General features: G+C 66.6%; 24 protein-coding genes. 19 read left to right on the plus strand and 5 right to left on the minus strand.

Annotated features, from left to right (window positions below):
- Positions 1-81: 81 nt before the first annotated feature.
- Entirely contained in the window at positions 82-1599 is a 1518-nt protein-coding gene (locus tag ACN0WF_RS14360) for an NAD-dependent succinate-semialdehyde dehydrogenase (RefSeq protein ID WP_417773455.1), read from the minus strand.
- A gap of 174 nt (positions 1600-1773) precedes the next feature.
- Positions 1774-2259 (minus strand): Lrp/AsnC family transcriptional regulator, encoded by a 486-nt coding sequence (locus ACN0WF_RS14365; protein WP_417773536.1) that lies wholly within the window; start codon positions 2257-2259, stop codon positions 1774-1776.
- A 217-nt stretch (positions 2260-2476) separates the two neighbouring features.
- On the opposite strand from ACN0WF_RS14365, the gene ACN0WF_RS14370 reads away from it, so the two are divergent.
- Positions 2477-3661 (plus strand): M24 family metallopeptidase, encoded by a 1185-nt coding sequence (locus ACN0WF_RS14370; RefSeq protein WP_417773456.1) that lies wholly within the window; start codon positions 2477-2479, stop codon positions 3659-3661.
- Positions 3662-3674: 13 nt separating this feature from the next.
- The gene (argE, locus tag ACN0WF_RS14375) at positions 3675-4835 is read left to right on the plus strand and encodes an acetylornithine deacetylase (protein WP_417773457.1); all 1161 of its coding nucleotides are present in this window, start codon (positions 3675-3677) and stop codon (positions 4833-4835) included.
- On the opposite strand, the gene phnF is transcribed toward argE, so the two are convergent.
- Positions 4832-5638 carry a phosphonate metabolism transcriptional regulator PhnF gene (phnF, locus tag ACN0WF_RS14380; RefSeq protein WP_417773458.1) on the minus strand — a complete coding sequence of 269 codons (807 nt, stop codon included), beginning with the start codon at positions 5636-5638 and terminating at the stop codon, positions 4832-4834. The genes argE and phnF overlap by 4 nt on opposite strands.
- Before the next feature lie 287 nt (positions 5639-5925).
- On the opposite strand from phnF, the gene phnG reads away from it, so the two are divergent.
- From phnG to ACN0WF_RS14465, 17 genes are all read left to right on the plus strand, one after another.
- Positions 5926-6402: a phosphonate C-P lyase system protein PhnG gene (gene phnG / locus ACN0WF_RS14385; RefSeq protein WP_417773459.1), complete on the plus strand. Its 477-nt coding sequence runs from the start codon at positions 5926-5928 to the stop codon at positions 6400-6402.
- Positions 6402-7025, plus strand: coding sequence for a phosphonate C-P lyase system protein PhnH (phnH, locus tag ACN0WF_RS14390; RefSeq protein ID WP_417773460.1), 624 nt, complete (start codon positions 6402-6404; stop codon positions 7023-7025). Before phnG ends, phnH begins: the two co-directional genes overlap by 1 nt.
- Before the next feature lies 1 nt (position 7026).
- Positions 7027-8151, plus strand: a complete 1125-nt coding sequence (locus tag ACN0WF_RS14395; protein ID WP_417773461.1) for a carbon-phosphorus lyase complex subunit PhnI — start codon at positions 7027-7029, stop codon at positions 8149-8151.
- On the plus strand, positions 8148-9074 hold the full coding sequence (locus ACN0WF_RS14400; protein ID WP_417773462.1) for an alpha-D-ribose 1-methylphosphonate 5-phosphate C-P-lyase PhnJ: 927 nt from the start codon (positions 8148-8150) through the stop codon (positions 9072-9074). The genes ACN0WF_RS14395 and ACN0WF_RS14400 overlap by 4 nt, the downstream gene beginning before the upstream one ends.
- Positions 9071-9865 carry a phosphonate C-P lyase system protein PhnK gene (phnK, locus tag ACN0WF_RS14405; protein WP_417773463.1) on the plus strand — a complete coding sequence of 265 codons (795 nt, stop codon included), beginning with the start codon at positions 9071-9073 and terminating at the stop codon, positions 9863-9865. Before ACN0WF_RS14400 ends, phnK begins: the two co-directional genes overlap by 4 nt.
- 2 nt (positions 9866-9867) lie before the next feature.
- A complete protein-coding gene (phnL, locus tag ACN0WF_RS14410) occupies positions 9868-10599 on the plus strand; it encodes a phosphonate C-P lyase system protein PhnL (protein ID WP_417773464.1) in 732 nt (243 codons plus the stop codon).
- A gap of 11 nt (positions 10600-10610) precedes the next feature.
- Positions 10611-11240, plus strand: coding sequence for a DapH/DapD/GlmU-related protein (locus tag ACN0WF_RS14415; protein WP_417773465.1), 630 nt, complete (start codon positions 10611-10613; stop codon positions 11238-11240).
- A gap of 101 nt (positions 11241-11341) precedes the next feature.
- The gene (gene phnC, locus ACN0WF_RS14420; protein ID WP_417773466.1) at positions 11342-12178 is read left to right on the plus strand and encodes a phosphonate ABC transporter ATP-binding protein; all 837 of its coding nucleotides are present in this window, start codon (positions 11342-11344) and stop codon (positions 12176-12178) included.
- Between the two features lie 98 nt (positions 12179-12276).
- On the plus strand, positions 12277-13200 hold the full coding sequence (gene phnD, locus ACN0WF_RS14425) for a phosphonate ABC transporter substrate-binding protein (RefSeq protein WP_417773467.1): 924 nt from the start codon (positions 12277-12279) through the stop codon (positions 13198-13200).
- Between the two features lie 80 nt (positions 13201-13280).
- Positions 13281-14270, plus strand: coding sequence for a phosphonate ABC transporter, permease protein PhnE (phnE, locus tag ACN0WF_RS14430; protein WP_417773468.1), 990 nt, complete (start codon positions 13281-13283; stop codon positions 14268-14270).
- A 14-nt stretch (positions 14271-14284) separates the two neighbouring features.
- A complete protein-coding gene (phnE, locus tag ACN0WF_RS14435) occupies positions 14285-15913 on the plus strand; it encodes a phosphonate ABC transporter, permease protein PhnE (RefSeq protein WP_417773469.1) in 1629 nt (542 codons plus the stop codon).
- A 138-nt stretch (positions 15914-16051) separates the two neighbouring features.
- Positions 16052-16753 carry a DUF1045 domain-containing protein gene (locus tag ACN0WF_RS14440; RefSeq protein WP_417773470.1) on the plus strand — a complete coding sequence of 234 codons (702 nt, stop codon included), beginning with the start codon at positions 16052-16054 and terminating at the stop codon, positions 16751-16753.
- 11 nt (positions 16754-16764) lie between these two features.
- Entirely contained in the window at positions 16765-17904 is a 1140-nt protein-coding gene (locus ACN0WF_RS14445) for an alpha-D-ribose 1-methylphosphonate 5-triphosphate diphosphatase (protein WP_417773537.1), read from the plus strand.
- Entirely contained in the window at positions 17897-18475 is a 579-nt protein-coding gene (gene phnN / locus ACN0WF_RS14450; protein WP_417773471.1) for a phosphonate metabolism protein/1,5-bisphosphokinase (PRPP-forming) PhnN, read from the plus strand. Before ACN0WF_RS14445 ends, phnN begins: the two co-directional genes overlap by 8 nt.
- 221 nt (positions 18476-18696) lie before the next feature.
- Positions 18697-19431, plus strand: a complete 735-nt coding sequence (locus ACN0WF_RS14455; RefSeq protein ID WP_417773472.1) for an FkbM family methyltransferase — start codon at positions 18697-18699, stop codon at positions 19429-19431.
- A gap of 276 nt (positions 19432-19707) precedes the next feature.
- Positions 19708-20199, plus strand: coding sequence for a molybdopterin-dependent oxidoreductase (locus ACN0WF_RS14460; RefSeq protein WP_417773473.1), 492 nt, complete (start codon positions 19708-19710; stop codon positions 20197-20199).
- Positions 20200-20203: 4 nt separating this feature from the next.
- Complete coding sequence (locus ACN0WF_RS14465; RefSeq protein WP_417773474.1) at positions 20204-22222, plus strand: putative bifunctional diguanylate cyclase/phosphodiesterase; 2019 nt, start codon at positions 20204-20206, stop codon at positions 22220-22222.
- A gap of 159 nt (positions 22223-22381) precedes the next feature.
- Here the strand turns inward: ACN0WF_RS14465 and ACN0WF_RS14470 are convergent, their stop codons facing one another.
- Positions 22382-24061, minus strand: coding sequence for a methyl-accepting chemotaxis protein (locus ACN0WF_RS14470; RefSeq protein WP_417773475.1), 1680 nt, complete (start codon positions 24059-24061; stop codon positions 22382-22384).
- A 211-nt stretch (positions 24062-24272) separates the two neighbouring features.
- Positions 24273-24494: a hypothetical protein gene (locus ACN0WF_RS14475; RefSeq protein ID WP_417773476.1), complete on the minus strand. Its 222-nt coding sequence runs from the start codon at positions 24492-24494 to the stop codon at positions 24273-24275.
- Between the last annotated feature and the right edge of the window lie 41 nt (positions 24495-24535).

Genomic DNA, 24535 nt, shown 5'->3' on the forward strand with positions numbered 1-24535 from the left:
GACATGTCTTCGGATGCGGAGCCGGCGCCGCCTGCTGGCATGAGACGCCGGCGAAAAGTCGGGGGCGGGGAGGCGGTCGCCTCAGCTCCAGTCCCGGCAGACGTATTTGACTTGCATGAATTCACGCATGCCCTGGGCGGCTCCCTCGCGTCCGAGGCCGGACTGCTTCGTGCCGCCGAAGGGGATCGTCGCGCCGGTCACCTTGGTCCGGTTGACCGCCACCATGCCGTACTCGAGCGCGCGCGACAGCCGGTAGATGCGGCTCGGGTCGCGCGTGTGCAGATAGGCGACGAGGCCGTAGTCGCTGTCGTTGGCCCGCGCCAGCACCTCTTCCTCGGTATCGAAGGGCAGGATCGCGGCGACGGGGCCGAAGGTTTCCTCTTGCAGGATCTTCGCGTCGGCGGGCACGTCGGCAAGCACGGTCGGCTCGAAGAAGAGCGTTCCGGCCGGGTGCCGGCGCCCGCCTGTCAGGCAGCGCGCGCCGCGTTCCAGCGCATCGGCGACATGTTCCTCCTGCTTTTCCATCGCCCGTGCGTTCATCAGTGGGCCGATGTCGGGATCCTCAAGCCCCGGGCCGACGCTCAGCGCCTCGGCGGCGCGGGCGAAGCGGGCGCAGAAGGCGTCATAGACCGGCCTTGCGACGAAGATCCGGTTGGCGGCGAGACAATCCTGCCCGGAGGTCGCGAATTTCGCCTTGATCGCCTCGGTGACGGCGCGCTCCAGATCGGCGTCCTCGAACACCAGCAGCGGGGCGTGGCCGCCGAGCTCGAGAACGAGCTGCTTGACCGTCGGCGCGCACTGGCCGTAGAGCAGCCGGCCGATTTCGGTCGAGCCGGTGAAGGAGAGCACCCGCACCCGCTTGTCGGCGGTAAAGGCGCCGACGACGGTCGGCGCATCGCCGGTGACGACGTTGAGAACGCCGGGGGGAAAGCCCGCGCGCTCGGCGAGTTCCGCCAGCGCCAGCGCCGAAAGCGGCGTCTCTGCGGAGGGGTGAATGACCACGGTGCAGCCGGCGGCGAGGGCTGCGGCTGCCTTTCGGGTGATCATGGCGCTCGGGAAGTTCCACGGGGTGACGAGGGCGGCGACGCCGGCCGGCTCGCGCCACAGCTCCATTTCCGCGTCGGGCAGATGCGAGGTGACGCCGTCGATGTCCGGACGACGCGCCTCCTCGGCGTAGAATTCGACGAAGCTGGCGGCATAGTCGATCTCGCCGCGCGCCTCCGACAGCGGCTTGCCCTGCTCGAGCGTCATCAGCCTGGCGAGGTCCTCGCGGTTGCTCAGGATTTCCTGGTGCCAGCGGCGCAGCGCGTCGGTGCGCTGCTGCGGCAACAGCCAGGCCCACGCGGGAAAGGCGCGCGCGGCCGCATCTACCGCGGTGCGCGCCTCCCCGGCACCAAGGCGGGCGACCTCGGCGATGGGCTCAAGGTCGGCGGGATCGGCAACGGTGAAGGTGGCGCCGTCGGCCGCCGCTGCCCAGCGCCCGTCGATGTAGGAGAAGGTTCTCAGCAGGCGCGGGTCGTCGAGAAGCGTGCCGGCGAAACCGCCGGGCTCGGTGCCGGCCTGCGTTCCGTCTTCGATGCGCCGCGTTGCCTTCTTCATGGTCCCGTCTCCCGCCGGTTGTGAGGATCATGCGGCTGTCGGTGCAGGCCGCCTGTTCCCGAAGCTTGGGCGAAATCCGGAAGAAGGCGGGTCTGAAAGCGCGCCGGCCGGCAGACGATCCGTCTTTTCTTCGAGCCGGGTGGGGTCCGATCGGTCGCCCGCCGCCGCTTTCGTTCAGTCTCCGTCGGAGAAGAGCACCTCGAAGGGGGGAGGACCTGCGGATTTCACGGCCTTGGTGACGATATAGGTATAGTAGCGGGCGATGGCGGTGCCATTGTCCAGCATCCTGTCAATCAGACGCTGATAGCTGTCGATGTCGCGGGTGACGATCTGCAGCAGATAGTCGAAGCCGCCGCCAAGCGACCAGCAGCTTTGCACCTCGGGGATGGTCATCACCGCGCGCTCGAAGGCCGCCAGCGTCGCGCCGCTGTGATTTGCAAGCTCCAGCGTGACGAAGACGGTGACATGCGGGGCGATCTTCTTGAGTGCGATCTCCGCACGGTATCCCTCGATGATGCCGGCCTTCTCAAGCCGCTTCAGGCGCTCCCAGCACGGGGTCGGGCTGAGCGCGATGCGCCGCGCCAGGTCCGCCTTGGAAAGACGGCCCTCTTGGGCAAGAACCCTCAGGATGGCGATGTCGCGGTCGTCGAGGCGGATCATCTTCCGGTCATAGCCGGGGTGCTTGCGGCTGTCCATCGTGGCCGCGCCGGGAGCATTGTCGTTCATCCGACACGAAAATGCTCAGGCGCGACGCGCGCTCGAGCGGGGCAACATAAGGTCTGTCCAAGGGCTTTGCGCCGTGATTAGAACGAAAATGGGGTGTCAGATCGACCTTTCGCCCCGATCCCGCACCACGAACCGCGCATGAGGAGGAGCGATGCCGGCGACCGAACTCCCGTTTTCCCAGATGGAATTCTCCCGCCGTCTGGAAAAGGTCCGCTCCGCCATGCGCGAGCGCGACATCGATGCGCTCTTCGTCGAGGACCCGTCCAACATGGCCTGGCTGACGGGCTACGACGGCTGGTCCTTCTATGTGCATCAGGGCGTTCTCGTCTTCCTCGACGCGGATCCGATCTGGTGGGGGCGGCGGCAGGACGCCAACGGCGCGGTGCGCACGGTGTGGATGGATGACGACCGGGTCGCCGCCTATCCCGACTATTTCGTCCAGTCCAACGTCTGTCACCCGATGGAGACGCTCGCCGCGCTGATCGTGCAGAACGGCTATGGCGAGGCGCGCATTGGCGTGGAGATGGAGAATTACTATTTCACCGCCAAGGCTTTCGCCGTGCTTCAGACCGAGATGCCGGAGGCGCATTTCGTCGACGCCACGGCGCTGGTGAACTGGCAGCGGGCGGTAAAGTCGGACGAGGAACTGGTTTTCATGCGCCGGGCGGCGCGGATCTCGGAAAAGATCATCGACGGGGTCATCGAGCGCATCCGTCCGGGCATGCGCAAGACCGATCTGGTCGCCGACATTTACGCCGACGCGATCCGCGGCACCGAGGACGCCTGGGGCGACTATCCCGCCATCGTGCCGCTGCTGCCGAGCGGGTCGGATGCGGCGGCCCCGCATCTCACCTGGGACGGCCGGCACATCCAGGCGGAGACGGCGACATTCTTCGAGATCGCCGGCTGCTACCGGCGCTATCACGCGCCCTTCTGTCGGACGATTTTCCTCGGCAAGCCGCCGCAGTATCTGCGCGATGCGGAAAAGGCGCTGGTCGAGGGGCTGGAGGCAGGACTCGATGCGGCGCGCGTCGGCAACCGGGCGGCGGATGTCGCTCGGGCGCTCGCGGCGCCTCTCGAGCGGGCCGGCATCGACCGGGCGGCGCGGTGCGGCTATCCCATCGGCATTTCCTATCCGCCCGACTGGGGCGAGCGCACGATCTCGCTGCGCATCGAGGACGAGACCGTGCTGGAGGCCGGCATGACCTTTCATTTCATGCCGGGCCTGTGGATGCAGGACTGGGGTCTGGAAATCACCGAAAGCATCGTCATCCGGGAGAACGGCCCGGCGGAATGCCTGTGCAACCGGCCCCGGGCGCTCTACGTCAAGGAGTGAAGGAGGGCGCTTCATGGCGTTGATTGACGACACGCGCGAGATCCTTGCGGAGCTGATCGCCTTTCCCACGGTCTCGCGCGACAGCAACCTGGAGCTCATCGCCTATGCGGCCGACAGGCTCGGGGCGCTGGGCGCGCGCACCGCGGTGCTGACCGACGAGACCGGCCACAAGGCCAATCTCTTTGCCACCATCGGGCCGCAGACGGATGGAGGCATCGTGCTTTCCGGCCATTCCGACGTGGTGCCGGTGGAGGATCAGGACTGGTCCTCCGATCCCTTCCGGTTGCGCGCGGAAGACGGGCTCCTCTACGGGCGCGGCGCCTGCGACATGAAGGGCTTCATCGCCGCGACGCTGGCCATGGCGCCGCGTTTCGCCGGAACGGATCTGGTGCGGCCCGTCCACATCTGCCTCACCCACGACGAGGAAGTCGGCTGCCTTGGCGCGCGCCGGCTGGTGGAGGAGATCGCCCGCTGGGAGATGCGTCCCTCGGTCGCCATCATTGGCGAGCCGACAGAAATGCGGATCATCGAGGGACACAAGGGCTGCTGCGAGTACACCACCGTCTTTTCCGGCTTGGAGGGGCACGGCTCGCGGCCGGAACTCGGCGTCAACGCGGTCGAATACGCGGTGCGCTACGTCTCCCGGCTGATGGAGCTGCGCGAGACGCTGAAGGGGCGTGCTCCGGCGGCAAGCCGCTTCGAACCGCCCTGGTCGACGCTTCAGGTCGGGCGGCTCGCCGGCGGCGTCGCCCACAACGTCATTCCCGGTCATGCCTCTGTGGACTGGGAGATGCGCCCCGTCAGCGAGGACGACAAGCGGTTCGTCTGCGAGGCGATCGGGGCCTATGTGCGCGATGAACTGCTGCCGGACATGCGCAGGGTCGCGCCGGAGGCCGAGGTGCTGACGCATGTCATCGGCGAGGTTGCGGGGCTGGAACCGGTCGACGACAATGAGGCCCGACGCATCGTGGCGGCGCTCACCGGGGCAAACGGGGCGGACGTGGTTGCCTTCGGCACCGAGGCGGGCCTTTTCCAGTCGCTCGGCATGTCGGCGGTCGTCTGCGGCCCGGGCTCCATCGCCCAGGCCCACAAGCCGGATGAATTCGTCAGCCTCGACCAGCTCTCCGCCTGCCTCGACATGCTCGGCGGCCTCGCGCGGAAACTCTCCGCCTAGGCTTTTTTCTCGGGATCGGTGGTGACTGAAAGCGTTACCCGGTCTGCGGCGAAGCGGCTCAGGCTGAGCTGGATCGGGCGTCCCTCGCCGTCGGCATTGAGCGAGCGGGTCAGCAGCACCACGGCGCCCGGCTGCAGGGCGAGATCGGCCCTGTCGGTGCGGCTTGCCGGTGCGGCCGAGATCTCCGTCGACACGCGCATGTAGTCGGAAACCCCGCAGGCGGCGAACGCCTTGGTGATCGAGCCAAGCTCGCGGAAGTGACCGGGAAGCGCCTCGAAGCGGATGGCGTCGAACCAGTGGGTCGCGCGCGACAGCGGGGTTCCATCGGCTTCGCTCACCACTTCCATGCGCAGGACGCCCGCTCCCTCGGCGAGGCCGAGCGCCGTGGCGACAGCGGCGGTCGCCGGTTCGCCGACCGTCTCGATCAGCCGTCCCACCGTGCGCGAGACCTGGCCGCCGAGGCCGGCGGAAAACCGTGTGCGCGGGCCGATCGGATAGGTCAGGCGCGCCCGTGGCACGATGGTCGTGCCGCGTCCCTGCACGGTCTCGACCACGCCTTCGCGGGCCAGGGCCGAAAGCGCCTGACGCACCGTGTGGCGGTTGACCTCGAACTGGGAGGCAAGGGCCGCCTCTGTCGGAAGGCGGCCGGTGTCGTCATAGACACCGTTGCCGATGGCGGCGCGGATGTCGTCGGCGATCTGTCGCCACAGGGCAACGCCGGTCTGTCGGTCGAGCCCCCGGGGGGCGGCCTCGTCTCCGCTCCTGCCCGTCGTTTCGCCGCTGTCCCTGTCCGCTTCGCTCACGCCAGCACCTTGCTCCGGCCGCGTTCCGGCCCGTTTCCGTTGCGCGTGTTTGCCCCATTGCGCCGCCGGCATCAAGCCAGCCGCTTTCCGCCTGCACTGCTGCCGGCCGGCTATTTTCGCGCCAGCGGTCATCAACCCGTCATGGGATAGCGGTATCTTACATTTGTTGGTTGTCTATAACACTAGACAAATTTTGCGGAGAGGCGTAAAACCCTCGGCAGGACGACAGGCCCCGACGACCGGCGCCGCCGGAACGGGGCGAGGCGAGTTCGAAACGGAGCGAACCGATGACGACTTCTGAGCGGGCAGAGGATCTCTCGCCCCAAATGGCGGGGCTCAAGGCGTTGATGGACGTGCTTGCCGCTTCGCCGCGCGCCGAGATCGAGGCCTGCGCACAGGCGCTGGGCGCGGTGCCCGAGGCGCAGCCGGTGCGCGGGCCGGAGACCGGGCTCGTCATGCTGCGCGGGCGCATCGGCGGCGACGGCGCGCCCTTCAACCTGGGCGAGGCGGTGGTCACCCGCGCCACCGTGCGTCTGGACGACGGCACGGTTGGCCATGCCTACGCGCTCGGTCAGGACAAGGCCAAGGCCCGGCTTTGCGCCACCCTTGCCGCGCTCTGGTCTCAGGGCGGGTGCTGCGAGGCGCTGCTGCGCGATGTCGCCGAACCACTCGCGGAGGCGCGCGCCGGCGAGGCCTCTAAGGTCCGGCGCGAGGCCGCCGCGACGCGGGTCGACTTCTTCACCATGGTTCGCGGAGACGACTGATGAGCACCGCAGATCTTTCCGCCATCGCCGTTGCCGGCGGCTTTGCCGAGCCGGTGTTCGGTGCGCAAGGGGTGTTTCGCGCCCTGATGGACGCCACCGCGCGGCCCGGCACGGTCGTGCCGCTTGCCGTGGAGGTCGCGCCGCCGGCCCCGCTTGGCGTCGGGGCGGGCGCCATCGCGCTGGCGCTTTGCGATGCCGACACGCCTGTCTGGCTTTCTCCCTCGCTGCGCGGAGATACCGTTGCCGCCTGGATTGCCTTCCAGTGCGGCGCGCCGCTGAGCGACGATGAGGGCAAGGCCGACTTCGCCTTCGCGCCCGCCGCCGAAGCGCCGGGGCTTTGCGCGCTTTCGCAGGGAAGCCAGGAGTATCCGGACCGCTCGACCACCCTGGTGCTTGAGATCGAGGCACTTGAGGGCGGCGAGCGGTTGACGCTCCAGGGGCCCGGCATCGACGGATCCCGTGTCATCGCGCCCAGGGGACTTCCCGCGGATTTCCTCGCCGCGCGCGCCGACAACCGCCTGCTTTTTCCCCGCGGCATCGACGTGGTGCTGGTTGCCGGCAGCGAGATCCTCGCCTTGCCGCGCAGCACCGTGATTGCCGCGACCGACATGGAGGCCCGCTGACATGTATGTGGCTGTAAAGGGTGGCGAGGCCGCCATCGCCAATGCCCACGAGATGCTTGCCGACCGTCGGCGCGGGGACCGTTCGGTTCCGTCCGTCTCCGTCGCCCAGATCGTCGAGCAGCTTTCGCTTGCCGTCGACCGGGTGATGGCGGAAGCCTCGCTCTATGCACCCGAGCTTGCCGCGCTTGCCGTCAAACAGGCGCGGGGCGACATGATCGAAGCGATCTTCCTGCTGCGCGCCTACCGAACGACCCTGCCGCGCTTTGGCGCCTCGCGCCCGCTCGAGACCGGCGCAATGATTGCCGAGCGGCGGGTGTCGGCGACCTACAAGGACCTGCCGGGCGGGCAGGTGCTCGGGCCGACCTTCGACTACACCCATCGCCTGCTCGATCCGGATCTGGCCGGCGACGGTGAGGTCGCCGCCGCACCGATGCGCGCAAGCGAGGGCGAGCCGCTGATGCGGGTCGCCGACATTCTCGCCGGAGAAGACCTGATCGAGGGCGCGGCGGCGGGCGATGCGCAAAGGGCCGAGCCCTCCGGTGACCTGACCCGCGAGCCGACCGAGTTTCCCATGGCCCGCGATCTCCGTCTTCAGGCGCTGGCGCGAGGCGACGAGGGCTTTCTGCTGGCGCTCGGCTATTCCACCCAGCGCGGCTATGGCCGCACCCATCCCTTCGCCGGTGAAATCCGCCTGGGGCTGGTCGAGGTTGAGATGGATGTGCCGGAGCTGGGCTTCTCCGTCTCGCTCGGGCAGGTGCGCGTCACCGAATGCCAGATGGTCAACCAGTTCGCCGGTTCGGCGAAGGCGCCGCCGCAGTTCACCCGTGGCTATGGGCTGGTCTTCGGCCAGTCGGAGCGCAAGGCCATGGCCATGTCGCTGGTCGACCGCTCGCTTAGGGCCGACGAGTTCGGCGAGGACCGGGTGGCGCCGGCGCAGGACGAGGAATTCGTCATTTCCCACTGCGACAACGTTCAGGCGACCGGCTTCGTCGAGCACCTGAAACTCCCCCACTACGTTGATTTCCAGGCGGAGCTGGATCTGGTGCGCCGCATGCGCGCCGAGTTCGAGGCCGCCCGCGCGCGGGACGACGAGACGGCGACCCCGGCATCGGAGGCTGCGGAATGAGCACGAGCGCAACGCGAACCGGCGCGGTGTCGGGCGACATCGCCAGCTACAACTTCGCCTATCTCGACGAGCAGACGAAGCGGATGATCCGCCGGGCGATCCTCAAGGCGATCGCCATCCCCGGCTATCAGGTCCCCTTCGCCAGCCGCGAGATGCCTATGCCCTATGGCTGGGGTACGGGCGGCGTACAGGTGACGGCCTCGATCATCGGTCCCGATGACACGCTCAAGGTCATCGACCAGGGCGCCGACGACACCACCAACGCGGTCTCGATCCGCGCCTTCTTCCAGAAGGTCGCGGCCGTCGCGGTGACGACGCACACGGGCGAGGCCTCGATCATCCAGACACGCCACCGGATCCCGGAAGCGCCTCTGCGCGAGGGGCAGGTCATGGTCTATCAGGTGCCGATCCCCGAGCCGCTGCGCTTTCTGGAGCCGCGCGAGACCGAGACGCGCAAGATGCACGCGCTCGAGGAATACGGGCTGATGCACGTCAAGCTCTACGAGGACATCGCCCGCCACGGCCATATCGCCACCACCTACGCCTATCCGGTGCTGGTCGCCGGGCGCTACGTGATGGACCCGTCGCCGACGCCCAAGTTCGACAATCCGAAGATGGACAATTCCCCCGCCCTGCAGCTTTTCGGTGCGGGCCGCGAGAAGCGGATTTACGCGATCCCGCCCTACACGCGGGTCGTCAGCCTCGACTTCGAGGATCATCCCTTCGAGATCCAGAGCTTCGATGAACCCTGCGCGCTCTGCGGCGCGGAGGGCGTCTACCTCGACGAGGTGGTGCTCGATGACAAGGGCGGGCGGATGTTCGTGTGTTCCGACACCGACCATTGCGAGGAACGGCTCGCGGCCGGCCACCGCGGCCGCCTCGCGCCCGATGAGGCCTATGGCAGCAAGGAGACCGTGGCATGAGCGGGCTTGCACATGACGACGACCTGCCGCTGCTCTCCGTCGCGGGACTGACCAAGTCCTACGGCGCGCGCATCGGCTGCGAGAACGTGAGTTTCGATGTCTATCCGGGTGAGGTGCTTGCCATCGTCGGCGAGAGCGGATCGGGCAAGACCACGCTTCTCAACTGTATCTCGACCCGGCTCGAACCCACTTCCGGCTCGGTCAGCTACCGGATGCGCGACGGGACGGTGCGCGATCTTTACGGCCTCGGGGAGGCCGAGCGCCGGCTGCTGATGCGCACCGACTGGGGCTTCGTCCATCAGAACCCGGCCGACGGGCTGCGCATGACGGTGTCCGCCGGCGCCAACGTCGGCGAGCGGCTGATGGCAGTGGGCGAGCGTCACTACGGCCGCATCCGCGAGACCGCGACCGAGTGGCTCGGTCGCGTCGAGATTGACGAGGACCGCATCGACGACCAGCCGCGCGCCTTTTCCGGCGGCATGCGCCAGCGTCTGCAGATCGCCCGCAACCTGGTCACCGGCCCGCGTCTCGTCTTCATGGACGAGCCGACCGGCGGCCTCGACGTCTCGGTGCAGGCGCGCCTGCTCGATCTGCTGCGCGGCCTCGTTTCCGATCTCGGGCTGGCGGCCATCGTCGTCACCCACGATCTCGCGGTGGCGCGGCTGCTGTCGCACCGGATGATCGTGATGAAGGGCGGCGAGGTGGTCGAGGCCGGCCTCACCGATCGGATTCTCGACGATCCGCAGGCGCCCTACAGCCAGCTTCTCGTTTCCTCGATCCTGCAGGTGTGACCATGAGCAAGCTTTCTTCCGGGTTGCAACCCGGTGTCGCCCTTTGCGTCGCGGGCCTTTCCAAGGCCTTCACCATGCACCTTCAGGGTGGCGTTCAGCTTCCGGTTGTCGAGGGCGCGCATTTCTCGGTCATGGCCGGCGAATGCGTCGTGCTCGGCGGTCCGTCGGGGGCGGGCAAGAGCTCGATCCTGAAGATGCTCTACGGCAATTACGCCGCCAACTCTGGCAGCATCCTGCTGCGTCACGGAGAGGGGGCGGTCGATCTTGTCGCCGCCGATCCGCGCGCGATCATCCGCGTTCGGCGCGACACGATGGGCTACGTCAGCCAGTTCCTGCGCACGGTGCCGCGCGTCGGGGCGCGCGACGTGGTGGCGGAGCCGCTCGTGTCGCGGGGCATCGAGCCTTCGGCCGCGCGCGAACGGGCGGCGGCGCTTCTTGAGCGCCTCAATCTGCCGGAACGGCTGTGGTCCCTGCCGCCGGCGACCTTTTCCGGCGGCGAGCAGCAGCGCGTCAACATTGCGCGCGGCTTCATCACCGATCATCCGGTGCTGCTTCTCGACGAGCCGACGGCCTCGCTCGATGCGGTGAACCGGCGGATCGTCATCGAGATGATTGCCGAGAAGAAGGCGCGCGGCGTCGCCCAGATCGGCATCTTCCATGACGAGGAGGTGCGCGAGGCGGTGGCCGACCGGATCGTCGACGTCACCGTCTTTTCTCCGGCGCGTGCGGCGTGAAGGGGGCGACGATGACCAAGCTTTCGCAAACGCCACTGGTGCACGAGACCGCCAGCGTCGTGGACAGCCGCCTCGGCCGCTATACGGAGGTCGCAGAGCGCTCGCGCATCAGCGAGGCCACCCTCGACGATTATTCCTATGTCACGCAGGACTGCGTCATCTGGTGCGCAGACATCGGCAAGTTCGCGAATATCGCCGCCGCCGTGCGCATCAACGCCCCCAATCATCCGACGTGGCGGGCGACGCTTCACCACTTCACCTACCGGGCCAACGACTACTGGCCGGACGCGGGGACGGAGGAGGCCTTTTTCGACTGGCGGCGCGAGGGGCGCGTGCGCATCGGCCACGATGTGTGGATCGGGCATGGCGCAACGGTGCTGCCCGGCGTCACCGTCGGCGATGGTGCGGTGATTGGCGCGGGTGCCGTCGTCTCGCGCGATGTCGCGCCCTACACGATTGTCGGCGGTGTGCCGGCAAAGCTTATTCGCGAGCGTTTTTCTCCAGATATCGCGGCGGGAATGCAGAAGCTGGCCTGGTGGGACTGGGATCATGACCGGTTGCGCAGGGCTCTGGAGGATTTTCGTCTGCTCAATGCGGAAGAGTTCCTGGCTAAATACATGGAAAGTAACGGGATGCGCTGAAGTGAAGTTGGTGTGCGCTGTCAGAAAACCTTCACGAAATCGCAGGCAGGTTGTCATGTTGGCGCATTACGCAGGCCCCGATAACGACAATCGGGGCGCAAATGTTCAAACTCGACGGTGTGACGCGCAAATTCGGCACATTCACTGCGGTGAAGGCGGTGACGCTCGACATCCCGCAAGGTCAGATGGTCGGCGTCATCGGGCGCTCCGGCGCAGGCAAGTCCACCCTGCTTCGCATGATCAATCGGCTGATCGATCCGACCGGTGGCCGGCTGGTGTTCGACGGTCTGGAGGTTTCCGCTCTGCGGGGCCGGGGGCTGCGGAACTGGCAGCGCGACTGCGCCATGATCTTCCAGCAGTTCAACCTGGTTCCGCGCCTCGACGTGCTGACCAACGTCCTGCTTGGCCGGCTCAACCACCGCTCGACCGCGCTCAACCTGCTCGGCATCTTCTCTCGCGAGGAGCGGGCAGCGGCGATTTGCGCGCTGGAGCGCCTGGGCATCGCCCAGACGGCGCTGCAGCCGGCCGGCACGCTTTCGGGTGGCCAGCAGCAGCGGGTGGCGATCGCGCGCGCACTGATGCAGCGTCCGCGCATGTTGCTTGCCGACGAGCCGATCGCCTCGCTCGATCCGCTCAACGCCCAGAAGGTGATGGACGCGCTCAAGGACATCAACGAGCGCGAGGGCATCACCGTCATCACCAATCTGCACACGCTGGATACCGCCCGCAGCTATTGCGAGCGGATCATCGGCATGTCGGAGGGCGCGGTCGTCTTCGACGGCACGCCGGAGCAACTGACCCCGCTTGTCGCGCGCCGGATCTATGGCGCGCAGGCCGAGGAGCTCTCGGAAGCGATCACCTCCACCAGTCTTTCCATCGCCCCGCGGGCGACCCCCGAATCCGCTCGGGCCCTAGAACCGGCGCTTGCTGCCGGCTAGGGCCGCGGATCGGCCGCCCGCGTGTCGACCGGCGGCCGGCGCATCTGAAGCGTGAACGACGAACGCCCGGAAAATCCGGAACACCCATGGAGACGTCAATGCTCAAGAACCTTCTTCTTGGCACCGTTGCTGCTGCCACGATGCTGTCGGCGGCCGCCGCCATTGCCCCGGCCCAGGCCGAGACCGTCAAGGAATTCCGCGTCGGCATTCTCGGCGGCGAGAACGAGGCCGACCGCCTGCGCAACTTCCAGTGCCTGACCGAGAAGCTGCCGGCCGCGATCGGCGTCGAGAAGGTCGCCCTCTTTCCGGCGGCCGACTACGACGGCGTCATCCAGGGGCTTCTGGGTGGCACGCTTGACTACGCCGAGCTCGGCGCCTCGGGCTACGCCAAGGTCTTCCTCGACGACGAGAAGGCCGTCGAGCCGATCCTGACCACTGTCCAGACCGACGGCTCCACCGGTTACTATTCGGTGATGGTCGTGCGCGCCGACAGCGGCATCAAGTCGCTCGAGGAGATGAAGGGCAAGAAGCTCGGCTACGCCGATCCGGACAGCACCTCGGGCTTCCTCGTTCCCTCCGTGACCCTGCCGGAAGCCATCGGCATGCCGGTCGCCGACTACTTCGGCTCCACCGGCTTCGGCGGCGGTCATGAGAACCTCGTCCTCGAGGTGCTCAAGGGCACGTTCGACGGCGGCACCACCTGGGCCTCCGGCGTCGGCGAGTTCAAGGACGGCTACACCTCCGGCAACCTGCGCAAGATGGTCGACAAGGGCATCCTCGACATGGACGACCTGGTCCAGGTCTGGCAGTCGCCGCTGATCCCGAACGGCCCGATCGTTGTGCGCACCTCGCTCGACAGCGACGTCAAGGCGAAGTTCAAGGACTTCATGATGAAGCTTCCCGAGAGCGATCCGGCGTGCTTCTCGGCGATCCAGGGCGGTGACTACACCGGCTACACCGAGGTCAATGCCGACTTCTACAAGGCCATCGTCGCGGCCCGCAAGGCCAAGATCGGTTCCTGATCCATCGCATCGCGACGGGCGGCGGCCACAGGGCCGCCGCCCGTTTCATGCAGTTCCCTTCCTTCTTTTCACGGCTTCCCATGGCGTTCGCAACGGTCTCCCCATCTACCGCCGGTCCCGCCGGTGCGGCCGGCCTCTCACCGGCCGGTGAACTGATCGAGCGTCACTGGCGCGAGCAGGCCGCGCGCAAGCGGCTTTACACCTGGGGCGGGCTCGCAGCCCTTCTCCTGGCGCTGTCCGGCGCATTGTGGTTCGCCAACGACACCAACGCCGGCAAGTTCTTCGACCGGCTGCCTTACTTCTTCGACTTCTTCGTCGATCTTGCGCCGCGCGACCCCTGGGAGGTCTGGCGCGCCCTGTTCGACTTGCCGTCGCCCTACTACGATGGCAGCCTCAAGTACAATTACCCGGAGGGGCGGATTTATCTGACCGAAGGGATCTATGTTCCCGAGTATTTCTACAAGATGCTCGAGACGCTCAATATCGCGATACTGTCGACACTGATCGGCTTTTTCTTTGGCTTCCTGTTATGCTTCCTTGCGGCCAAGAACATGGTCGCCAACGTCTGGCTGCGCGGCACCGTGCGCCGGTTCATGGAGTTCCTGCGCGCCTTTCCGGAAATCGTCATCGCCGGTTTCTTCGTCGCCATCCTGACCATCGGCCCGATCCCTGCGATCTTCGCCGTGTCGATCCACACCGTCGGCGCACTCGGCAAGATGTTCTTCGAGGTGGTCGAAAACGCCGACATGCGCCCCGACGAGGGGCTGCGTGCGGCCGGGGGCAACTGGCTGGAGCGCGTCTGGTTCGCCATCGTGCCGCAGGTCATGCCGAATTTCACCAGCTACGCGCTGTTGCGCCTGGAGATCAACGTGCGCGCTTCGACCATCATCGGCGCCGTCGGCGGCGGCGGCATCGGCGAGGCGTTGCGCCTGTCGATCAGCCGCGGTCACGAGGCCAAGACGCTGGCGATCGTGCTCCTGCTGTTCCTGACCATCATCGCCGTCGACCAGTTCTCCGCGTGGCTGCGCAAGCGCCTCGTCGGCGAGCAGGCCTTCGCGTTCGGCCGCTGAGGGGAGGGGCAGACATGACCGCACAATCCACCGCACCGCTTTCCACCGCCGAGATCGAGGCGCTCGCCGAGCGCCATCCGCAGGTCTTCGCGAGCAGCTTCTGGCGTCACGCCCGACCGGTGATCTTCGGAGTGCTCGCCGTGGTCTACGGCGTCTATTGCTGGTGGTTCTTCGGCATCGGCAAGGTGCTCGGCGAGGCCAACTGGGACATCGCCGGCAATTATCTCGCCGATTGGGTGTCCTATGAGACCCGCCCCGATTTCGAGATCGAGACCGATGGCGCGATGTCCGTCTCCTGGCCCCGGTTCTCACCGCTTGGCGATAACCCGAAGCCGGACTGGATCGCGACGACGACGCGGCTGATGGAGCGGCGGGTGGAAACTCCGGCCGTCACCGGAACGGATGCCCCGGCCTCGGCGCGCGAGAAGACGGCCGCCTCGGGCTTCATGGTGCCTGGCGCGCCGGGCACAGAGCCGAAGGGCGCGGCCTCGGGCGGCAGCAGCTTCTCCTTCATGGCGCCGGGTGCACCGACCGGCGGGGCTTCCGCGCAGACGACGGGCGATGCGGCGCCGGTGGCACCGACGACAGTGCGCGAGGAGGTGATCGCCTCGGCCCGCGTCACCATGGGCGCTGGCAACGTCATCGACATCACGCCGCGCCGGGTCGTGGTGTCGCGCGGCGAGGAGCGGGTCGTGCTGCTGATCGACCGCATCGGCGAGACGGTGCGCGTCGAGGGGGGGCGCGGCGAGGGGGCGCTGCCCGACTGGGCTTCGCAGAAGCTCGACGGCGGCAAGGTCATCGTCCGCTTCGGGTTCGTCGGACGCGCCGAGATCCACTATGACGCGGTCAAGGTCCGCCATCGGTTCCTGGGCTGGGAGAACTTTGTCTTCGACACGAACTCGCCGTTCTGGGACAAGAGCGCCGGCGAGGTCGTGTCGCTGGTGCTGTCGGGGCCGCGCATCGATCCGTCGCGCTCCAACCTCTCGCTTGCCTGGAACAACATCCTCTACAACGCGGAATGGCAGCATCTCGACGTCTGGACCAAGCTGCTCCAGACCATCGTCATGGCCTTCGTCGGCACGCTGTTCGCGGGGCTGGTCGCCTTCCCGCTGGCTTTCCTGGCGGCACGCAACATCACGCGGAGCCACTTCTTCAACCAGCTCTGCAAGCGTTTCTTCGATTTCCAGCGTTCGGTCGATATGCTGATCTGGGCGCTGTTCTTCACGCGCGCCTTCGGTCCGGGGCCGCTCGCAGGCATTTCGGCGATTTTCTTCACCGACACGGGCACGCTGGGCAAGCTCTACTCGGAATCGCTGGAGAACATCGACGACAAGCAGCGCGAGGGGGTGAAGTCGGTGGGCGCCTCGCCGATGGCGGTGCAGCGCTACGGTGTCCTGCCGCAGGTCTTGCCGCTGTTTGCCAGCCAGGCGCTGTACTTCTGGGAATCGAACACCCGCTCGGCGACGATCATCGGCGCGGTCGGGGCGGGCGGCATCGGCCTGAAGCTGTGGGAGGCGATGCGCACCAACCAGGACTGGGAGAATGTCGCCTACATGGTTCTTCTCATTCTGGCCGTTGTGTTCATATTCGATAATATCTCCAATGCGCTGCGTGCCCGCCTGATGGGCAAGCCGAGGCATTGAGAAGCCGATCCCGCAGGCCGCCTTTTCAGCACGGCGGCCGTCTCGCCCTCGCGCCGTCCGGCAGCACCTCGTGCCGCCGGACGTTTCCCGTTCCGCGCTGACACCGACATCTGTACCGAGAGGCCGAAAACCAGCCCGATGCGCTACGCCGTCTATTTCACGCCGCCCGCCGATCACCCTCTTGTCTCCCTTGCCGAATCCTGGCTCGGGCGCAGCGCCTTCGGTCATGCCGTTGTGCCGCGCGACATCGGCGGCTATTCACCCGCTGACAGGGCCGGGATGGTGCGCGACCCGGCGCGCTACGGCTTTCACGGCACGCTGAAGGCACCGTTCCGTCTCGCCGAGGGACGCAGCGCTGAGGAGCTGGCGGTGGCCTTTGATGCCTTCGCCGCCGCCCGCCCGGCGCTGGCGCCGCTGCCGCTCGCCGTTTCGCGCATCGGCGGCTTTCTCGCCCTGACGCCGGCGGGCGCGACGCAGGAGCTTTGCGCCCTGGCCGACGCCGCGGTGCGCGCCTTCGAGCCGTTTCGCGCCCCGCTTGGCGCGGCGGAGATCGCCCGTCGCAATCCTGACCGTCTGACGCCCTCGCAGCGCGACAATCTGCTTTCCTGGGGCTATCCGCATGTCTTCGGGGACTTCCGGTTCCACATGACGCTGACCGGCCGTCTCGGCGACGACGAGGCGGAGCGGGCGCTGCCCACGCTCGCCGCGCATTTTGCCGGCGCTCTCGCCAGCCCCATCGCTTTCGACCGCATCGCGCTCTACGAGGAACGCGAGCCCGGCGGTCCCTTTTCCGTGATCCGTATCCAGACGCTCGCCGGCGGCGGGCAGGCCAACCCGTGAAAGACAAGAAGATGGACATGATCCTGACCAATGCCCGCATTGTCCTCGCCGAAGAGGAAATCCTGGGCAGCCTTCACATTCGCGACGGCAAGATCGCGGCCATCGACACGGGCCCGTCCGAGGCGCCGGGCGCGCTCGACATGGAGGGCGACCACGTCATTCCGGGCCTCGTGGAGCTGCACACCGACCATCTCGAGAACCACTACAACCCGCGCCCCAAGGTGCACTGGAATCCGGTCGCGGCCGTGTGCGCCCATGATGCGCAGATCGCCACCTCGGGCATCACCACGGTCTTCGACGCGCTGCGCGTGGGCATCGACGACAACGCCGACCTGTCGACCGAGGACATGCGCCGGCTGGCCGACGCGATCGAGGCAGGCGTTGCCGCCGGACGGCTGCGCGCTGATCACTTCATCCATCTGCGTTGCGAGGTTTCCGCGCCCAATTGCGTCGAGGCCTTTGACCTGTTCGAGGAGGATCCGCGCGTCAGGATCGCCTCGCTGATGGACCATTCGCCCGGCCAGCGCCAGTTCGCCAGCCTCGAGGCCTATGCGATCTACTACAAGGGCAAGATGAAGATGACGGACGCGGAGTTCACCCGCTTCTGCGCCGACCGCGTCGCCCAGTCCGAAACCTATTCCGACAAGCACCGCAAGGCCGTGGCGGAACGGGCGCAAGCGCGCGGCATCATGCTCGCCAGTCATGATGACGCCACCCAGGCGCATGTGGACGAGGCGGTGGCCTTCGGCATCCGCGTTGCAGAGTTCCCGACGACGCTGGAGGCCGCCCGTGCGTCGAAGGCGGCTGGGCTCGGCGTGCTGATGGGCGCGCCCAATGTGGTGCGCGGCGGCTCCCATTCCGGCAATGTCTCGGCGCGCGAACTTGCCGCCAACGGGTTGCTCGATATTCTCTCGTCCGACTACATCCCCTTCAGCCTCATCCAGGCGGCCTTCTTCCTCGGTGAGGTCGTCGACGAGGTGGACCTTCCCGCGGCGATTTCGATGGTTTCGCGCACGCCGGCCGCTGCTGCCGGTCTTTCCGACCGGGGCGAGATCGCGACCGGCAAGCGCGCCGATCTCGTGCGCGTGCGGGTCGAGGAGCATATCCCCATCGTGCGCACGGTCTGGCGCGAGGGCACGCGCGTTGCCTGATCGCGCCGAGACACCCGCGGTCGAGCCGGGCCGGCTGATCGTCGTCGTCGGGCCGAGCGGCGTCGGCAAGGACAGCCTGCTTGCGGCGGCGCGCGGCCGGCTGTCGGGCCGCGACGGGCTGATGCTCGTGCGCCGCACCATCACGCGGCCGGAAACCGGCGACGCGGAAGCGCATCTGCCCATGTCGCTGGCCGGGTTCGAGGCGGCGGAGAAGCAGGGCGCCTTCGCCTTCACCTGGCGCGCCCACGGGCTTGCCTACGGGCTTCCGGCGGCGCTCGATGCCCATCTCGACGCCGGCCGGCCGGCGCTCGTCAACGGCTCGCGCAAGATGCTCGCGGCCATGGCCGAGCGCTTTCCCGGCCTCGCCGTCGTCTCCGTGACGGCAAGCCCCGAGGCGGTTGCCGCAAGGCTTGCCGCGCGGGGGCGCGAGACGCCGGAGGAAATCGCCGCGCGCATCGCGCGCGCGGCCGAGATCCCGGCCGTCGCGCCCGTGGTTACCGTGGACAACAGCGGTCCGCTCACGCGCACGGTCGAAGATTTCATCACCGCCATCGAAGAGCTGCTCGTCTGACGTTGGGGGCAGTGCACGGGAGAGGCGGAACGGTGAGCGCCTATGACCGGAAGCCGCCTCTTCATGCTGATTTTGCTCATGAAACTGGCGGGAAATACGAAGGCGAATTTTTGCCCTCGTGAAAACTAGCAGGATTGGCAGCGGCGGCTTCCCATGCTTTTCGAGAGAGGGGGAAAGCGTCGCTCAGGCCGTCCAACGGTGCGATGCAGAGGGAGGTCTATATGACCTGGGACGTGGTGAGACATGGCAGCAGCGGGCTGGATCTGAGCCTTGACGCGGATGTCGCCAGCGAGCGCATCGCCGAGGAAATTCGCGCGGGCCGCTACGAGTCGGAAGAGCTTGCCATCGCCAGCGAACTGGTGCGTGCCGATGACCGGGTGCTCGAGCTTGGCGCCGGCGTCGGGTTCATCTCCGCCGGTGTCGTGTCGCGGGTGGCTCCGGCCTATTACGCCGCCGTGGAGGCGGACAGACGTCTGGTGCCTCATATCGAGCGCACCCATTCCCTCAACGGCGTCCACGGCGTCGATGTGATCAATGCCGCCTTTGTCAGCGACCCGGCCGTGCTGGCACGCGGGGCGGTCGAGTTCACGCTGCACCGCGAATTCTGGCGCTCGGGTATCGGTCAGGACCAGCCGGGCATCATCGAGACGGTCAGCGTGCCGGCGGTCGACGCCAGCCGCTTCATCGCCGAAAAGGCGATCACCGTTCTCATCGCCGATATCGAGGGGGCGGAGCTGGAGTTGTTCCGCCATCTCGATGCCGGCGGACTTCGCTCCATCGTCCTCGAGCTGCACCCACAGCGGACGGGGACGGACGGCATTCACGAGATCTTCGGCCATCTGGCGCGATGCGGCTTCGTCTATGACACCGCGCTTTCCGCTGGACCGGTCGTCTGCTTCCATGCGCTGGCGGATGCCGGTGAGCTTCGCCCGAAGCTCGTGGCGCGCAGCGGCTGAAGGCGCCGGCCGGCCGCTGGTCGGCCGGGCGCAGCCGGCAAGCATGGCCGGCTGAAAGGGGCCAGGACGGCTCCGGCGAACGGATGAAGCCCGCCGGTTGCGGCTGGCCGCCAGAATCCGGACGTTAAAATGTGGTTCGCCATTTGATGATAGGATCGCTTGACTGGGGGTGCTGTGTGCACCGGCGGCCGCGCCGGGGTGTCCGGGCAGTTCGGCGTTATGCAAGGCGGTGAGATAGACGGGCGCGGACCACAGGCCGCGCGTGGAAACGGAGCCATGGAAATGTCGTTCCGAATGCTCATCCTGGCACTGGCCGGACTGATGGCGGTGCACCTGACGGATCCGGCGCAGGCGGAGGGGCCGGTTGTCCTGACCGTCGCTGGAGCCATCGCCGGTGGCGCTTCGCTCGACTTCACCATTGCCGATCTGGAAAAGCTCGGCGTGACCACGATCACGACCACCACCCCCTGGTACAACAAGAGCATGTCGTTCGAGGGCGTGCTGATGAGCCGCCTGATGGAGGCGGTCGGTGCGAAAGGCTCCATGGTTGAGGGCATGGCCCTCAATAACTATTACGTCGAGATACCCTTCTCCGACTTGAAGCAATTTGACGTACTTCTGGCCTTCAAGGCGGACGGTGAATATATGTCCGTGCGTGAAAAGGGGCCGTTATTCGTCATTTACCCTTTTGACCGCTTCCCTGATATTCGCAACGAGCTGTATTATTCCCGTGCCATCTGGCAATTACGCCGGCTCACCGTGAAGTGATACCTTGCGAAGAGAGACGATCCTAGCTCGTGTCCTGAAGTTCGGCGACTGGTTTCGCTACGTCGCGCTTGCCCTGCTCGGCATCCTCGTTCTGTTGATACTGGTGCAGGCGGATGCGGTGATGACGAGCGGCGACGCGGTCGGGCGCTCGATGCGCTACGACATGGCGATGACCGGACAGAACGGCCGGCTCGACATGACGAATGCGCGAGAGACGCTGGCGCGCTCGGTCGTGACGCGCGATCCGCTGGATGTCGAGGCAGCTCGGTTGTTCTACGAAATTCTTGTTGGCCGGTTGGAGCAGTGGCAGGACGGTGCCTTTGGGGATTTCGTCGACGCTTCTGCGGATCGGTCCACGCAACTCCGTGATGTGGCGCGGCGGGTGGAGGCGCTGGCGCCGCTCTACCGGCAATTGCCCGACCCGGAGGCCTTCCACTCCATCAACGCGGTGCTGGCGGACGCCGCTCGGGTGTTCGACAAGATCGGCGGGGAGGCGATGTCGGAAAACCTCTCTGCGGCGGGGGAGTTTCGGCAGCAGCTCTATGAGCGCCAGAGGCTTCACAACATCCTGCTGCAGATCCTGATCGGCTTCGGAGCGGGCCTGCTGTTGCTGATGAGCGTGCAGGCCTGGTCGTTGCAGCGCGCCCGCGCGGACGCCGAGCGCGCTGCAAGGCGGTTCGAGTTCGTCGCGCGTCACGACCCGCTGACCCGTCTGCCCAATCGCTCCGCCTTCCACGCCGCCTTGCAGGAGGAGACCGCGCGTCAGGCGCGCGACGGCGAAGCGGATGGCAGCATCGCGGTCTTTGCCCTCGATCTCGACGGCTTCAAGGCGGTCAACGACATTCTCGGACACGCAGCGGGCGACGACCTGCTGGTCGCGGTCGCTGGCCGTATCGGCCGCGTGGCCGCCGGGTGGGGGCCCGGCAGCTTCGTTTCGCGGCTGGGCGGCGACGAGTTCACGGTGTTGCTGCGGGTGCACGGTGGGGAGAAGGAGGCGCTGGAGAAGGCGCTGCAAATCAGCTCGGCCCTGCATGAGACCTATAGTCTGGCCGGGGGCTCGGTGGTGGTCAACGCGACCATCGGCATCTCGCTCGACGACGGACGCCGACGCAGCGGCCCGGATCTGCTTCAGGATGCCGACATCGCGCTCAGCCATGCAAAGGCGAACGGCAAGGGCCAGGTTCAACTCTATGACGCGTCCATGCGCATTGATGCGACCCGCCGGCGGCGGATCGAGGCGGATTTCGACAGCGGCCTGGGCAAGGGCCAGATCACGGCGCATTTCCAGCCGCAGGTCAACATGGAGACGGGGGAGATCGTTGGCGTGGAGGCGCTGGCGCGCTGGCGCCATCCGGCTCTTGGCTGGATACCGCCCTCGGAGTTCATCCCGATCGCGGAAGGCTCGGGCCGGATCGTCGAGATCGGCGAGCGGATCCTGGAGCTGGCCTGCCGTGAGGTGCAGCGGATGCCCATCGACTGCACCGTCTCGGTCAATCTGTCCGTTGTCCAGCTTGCCCGAGAGGATCTGGCGGACCGGGTGTCGGAAATCCTGCGTCGCACCGGGCTGCCGCCGCAGCGGCTGACGCTGGAGGTGACGGAAAGCGTCGTGATGCGCGACACACGGCGCGCGGCGGAAACGCTCGGCCGGCTGAAGCGGCTCGGCATTGCCATTTCGCTGGATGATTTCGGCACCGGCTATTCGGCGCTGTCCTATCTGCGGGCGTTCGACTGGGACGAACTCAAGATCGACCGCAGCTTCGTTCGCTCCATCGCCAGCGACGAGCACAGCCTCTCGATCATCGCTTCCATCGTTGGTCTTGCCGAGAAGCTCTCGATCAAGGTCACGGTGGAGGGGGTGGAAACCCGTCCCCAGGTCGACATGCTCAAGGGGATTGGTTGCCTTGTCGCGCAAGGGTTCTATTTCGGGGTTCCCGCGTCGATAAGCGATATCCTGCGTTCGCCCGCGGGCACGCGGCGGATTGTCGCCAAGGGCGACGACGGCGATAGCGCAGCCCGCGCCTGACGCCTGCCTGCCTTTCACGCCTTGCAAATAGCCGATGGGGGAAGGACTTGCTTGCCTGTGCGACAGGTCAGGCGGGGCGCGTCGGAGACATGTGCGCCGAAACGGCGATGGGGCCCGTGCCGCATGCGGCACGGGCCCCATCGTGGGTGTTGGGTGTCGTCAGGCGCTGCGCAGGGTGCGCACGAAGTCGACGACCTCGTTCTGCAGTGTGTTCGACTGTTCGCTCAGTTCGCGGGACAGGGTCATCAACTGGGTCGAGGCATCGCCGGTGGTGCGGGCTGCGTCGCTGACGCCAGCGATGTTCTGCGTCACCTCGTCCGCGCCGCTGGCGGCGAGCTGGGTGTTGGCGGCGATCTCATTGGTCGCCAGACCCTGCTGTTCGACAGCGGCGGAGATCGACTGAGAGGCCTCCTGGATCGTGCCGATGGTGTGGACGATCCGGGAGATGGAGTCGACGGTGGTGTTGGTGGCCGACTGGATCTCGCCGATCTTGCGGCCGATCTCGTCGGTCGCCTGGGCGGTCTGGTTGGCCAGTTCCTTCACTTCGGAGGCGACAACCGCGAAGCCTCTGCCCGCTTCGCCGGCGCGCGCCGCCTCGATGGTGGCGTTGAGAGCCAGCAGGTTGGTCTGGGCGGCGATGGTGGCGATCAGGTCGACGACCTCGCCGATCTGGTGTGCGGCCGAGGAAAGCTGCTGCACGTTGCGGCTGCTCGTTTCCGCCTCGGAGGCGGCCTCGCGGGCGATGGCGGAGGAACGCGTCACCTGCGTGGCGATCTCGCGGATGGAGGCGGTCAGTTCCTCGGCGCCGGAGGCAACCGTCTGGACGTTCGTGGAGGCGGAGTCCGAAGCGCCGGCAACGGCCTGGGCCTGGCGCGTGGTCTCCTCGGCGGTGGCCGAGAGGTTGTGCGCGGCTTCGGCGACATTCGAGGAGGAGCGGACGAAGCTCTGCGACAGGGTTCCCATCTTGGCTTCGAACTGGTCGGCGATGGTGTTGCGCTCGGTGCGCATGCGCTCGGCGTTGCCGCGTTCGGCCTCCGCCTGGCGGGCACGCATCTCTTCTGCCTCGACCAGCCCGTCGCGGAAGGTGGCCAGTGCGCCGGCCATGTCGCCAAGCTCGTTGCGGCGGTCGGCGAAGGGGATCGGGGTCGACAGGGCGCCGCCGGCGATCGACTGCATCGCGGCGGTGATCTTCTGCAGCGGGCCGGTGACCCCGGAGATCACGTAGAGAAGGCTGGCGACGCCAATGACCACCGCGATGACAACGGTCACGATGATCAGCGTCAGGACGCCATCATAGGTCTCGATGCTCGTGGTGTAGGCGTTGGCCGACCCTGTGTTGTTCATCTCGATCAGCTTGACCAGGTTGGCGGAAGCGTCGTCGAAGAGCTGGCGCATGTCACCCTTGAACAATGCGGCGGCCGCGTCGTTCTGGTTGTTGCGGGACAGGTCGAGGAGCGTCTTTTCCTGATCGCGGTATGCCTGCCATTCCTTGGAAAAGAGGTCGTAGATTTGACGTTCCTGATCCGAGGAGATCAGCGCTTCATAGGTGGTTCGCCGATCATGAAGCCGCGTCGTGATGGCCGCAAGGTCTGCTTCGGCGCGTGCCATCTGCTCCTTGTCTTGCGACATGATGTGGGCGCCCTCGGCGATGCGGAGATCGGAGGTCGCCGTGTTGATGGCGTTGACGACCTTGACGCTGGGCAGCCAATTGGTCGCGATTTCGACGGTGCTGGCGTTGAGCTTGCCGGCGCCGTTGATCGCCATATAGGCGACGCCGAGGTTTGCGACGAGCAGAAGGCTTGTCAGCGTGATCAGAATGACACGAACCGATGTCCGCATGGGGCTTCTCCAAAGAAAGTACTGGCGGCATGGTGTTCGGCCAGTTGAGTATTAGCAAGGCGCTTCAAGCTGTTAAACAGGAGTTAAGTCTCTCTGGAGAAATTTAAATCGCGGCGAATTACTTTGAATGTTTGGGTTTTTGCAATAAACGCAGAATTGCGTCTATGTCGAAATCAATCTCCCGTTGCGGTCTTGTGCGCGACTTTACGTCTCACGGGATGGTGTGGCGCGGTCTGACGAAGGCTTTGGCCGGATCAGAACCAATTGGAAATTGGTTCGGTTTGTCGTTGCGCACCGTCGCCGCGCCTTGCTCTGCATGAAATGATCGAAAATTCGGCATTTGCGCGGGCAGAAAGCCGCTTGTTTCAGCAAGTCTCTTCCATTCGCAAGATTCGCGATATCCGCGGTTCGTCGGCGCTTGCCATAGCGTCATCTCTGAGTCACAAAAGAGACCAATTCCTGTAATGGTTCGGA

Origin of the sequence: Stappia sp. (assembly GCF_048268045.1) — a bacterium.
GTDB lineage: Bacteria > Pseudomonadota > Alphaproteobacteria > Rhizobiales > Stappiaceae > Stappia.

Bases quoted from the DNA above. Each gene is read 5' to 3' on its own strand.
- ACN0WF_RS14360 (WP_417773455.1), bottom strand. From the start codon at position 1,599: ATGAAGAAGGCAACGCGGCGCATCGAAGACGGAACGCAGGCCGGCACC.
- ACN0WF_RS14365 (WP_417773536.1), bottom strand. From the start codon at position 2,259: ATGATCCGCCTCGACGACCGCGACATCGCCATCCTGAGGGTTCTTGCC.
- ACN0WF_RS14370 (WP_417773456.1), top strand. From the start codon at position 2,477: ATGCCGGCGACCGAACTCCCGTTTTCCCAGATGGAATTCTCCCGCCGT.
- argE (WP_417773457.1), top strand. From the start codon at position 3,675: ATGGCGTTGATTGACGACACGCGCGAGATCCTTGCGGAGCTGATCGCC.
- phnG (WP_417773459.1), top strand. From the start codon at position 5,926: ATGACGACTTCTGAGCGGGCAGAGGATCTCTCGCCCCAAATGGCGGGG.
- phnH (WP_417773460.1), top strand. From the start codon at position 6,402: ATGAGCACCGCAGATCTTTCCGCCATCGCCGTTGCCGGCGGCTTTGCC.
- ACN0WF_RS14395 (WP_417773461.1), top strand. From the start codon at position 7,027: ATGTATGTGGCTGTAAAGGGTGGCGAGGCCGCCATCGCCAATGCCCAC.
- ACN0WF_RS14400 (WP_417773462.1), top strand. From the start codon at position 8,148: ATGAGCACGAGCGCAACGCGAACCGGCGCGGTGTCGGGCGACATCGCC.
- phnK (WP_417773463.1), top strand. From the start codon at position 9,071: ATGAGCGGGCTTGCACATGACGACGACCTGCCGCTGCTCTCCGTCGCG.
- phnL (WP_417773464.1), top strand. From the start codon at position 9,868: ATGAGCAAGCTTTCTTCCGGGTTGCAACCCGGTGTCGCCCTTTGCGTC.
- ACN0WF_RS14415 (WP_417773465.1), top strand. From the start codon at position 10,611: ATGACCAAGCTTTCGCAAACGCCACTGGTGCACGAGACCGCCAGCGTC.
- phnC (WP_417773466.1), top strand. From the start codon at position 11,342: ATGTTCAAACTCGACGGTGTGACGCGCAAATTCGGCACATTCACTGCG.
- phnD (WP_417773467.1), top strand. From the start codon at position 12,277: ATGCTCAAGAACCTTCTTCTTGGCACCGTTGCTGCTGCCACGATGCTG.
- phnE (WP_417773468.1), top strand. From the start codon at position 13,281: ATGGCGTTCGCAACGGTCTCCCCATCTACCGCCGGTCCCGCCGGTGCG.
- phnE (WP_417773469.1), top strand. From the start codon at position 14,285: ATGACCGCACAATCCACCGCACCGCTTTCCACCGCCGAGATCGAGGCG.
- ACN0WF_RS14440 (WP_417773470.1), top strand. From the start codon at position 16,052: ATGCGCTACGCCGTCTATTTCACGCCGCCCGCCGATCACCCTCTTGTC.
- ACN0WF_RS14445 (WP_417773537.1), top strand. From the start codon at position 16,765: ATGGACATGATCCTGACCAATGCCCGCATTGTCCTCGCCGAAGAGGAA.
- ACN0WF_RS14455 (WP_417773472.1), top strand. From the start codon at position 18,697: ATGACCTGGGACGTGGTGAGACATGGCAGCAGCGGGCTGGATCTGAGC.
- ACN0WF_RS14460 (WP_417773473.1), top strand. From the start codon at position 19,708: ATGGAAATGTCGTTCCGAATGCTCATCCTGGCACTGGCCGGACTGATG.
- ACN0WF_RS14470 (WP_417773475.1), bottom strand. From the start codon at position 24,061: ATGCGGACATCGGTTCGTGTCATTCTGATCACGCTGACAAGCCTTCTG.
- ACN0WF_RS14475 (WP_417773476.1), bottom strand. From the start codon at position 24,494: ATGACGCTATGGCAAGCGCCGACGAACCGCGGATATCGCGAATCTTGC.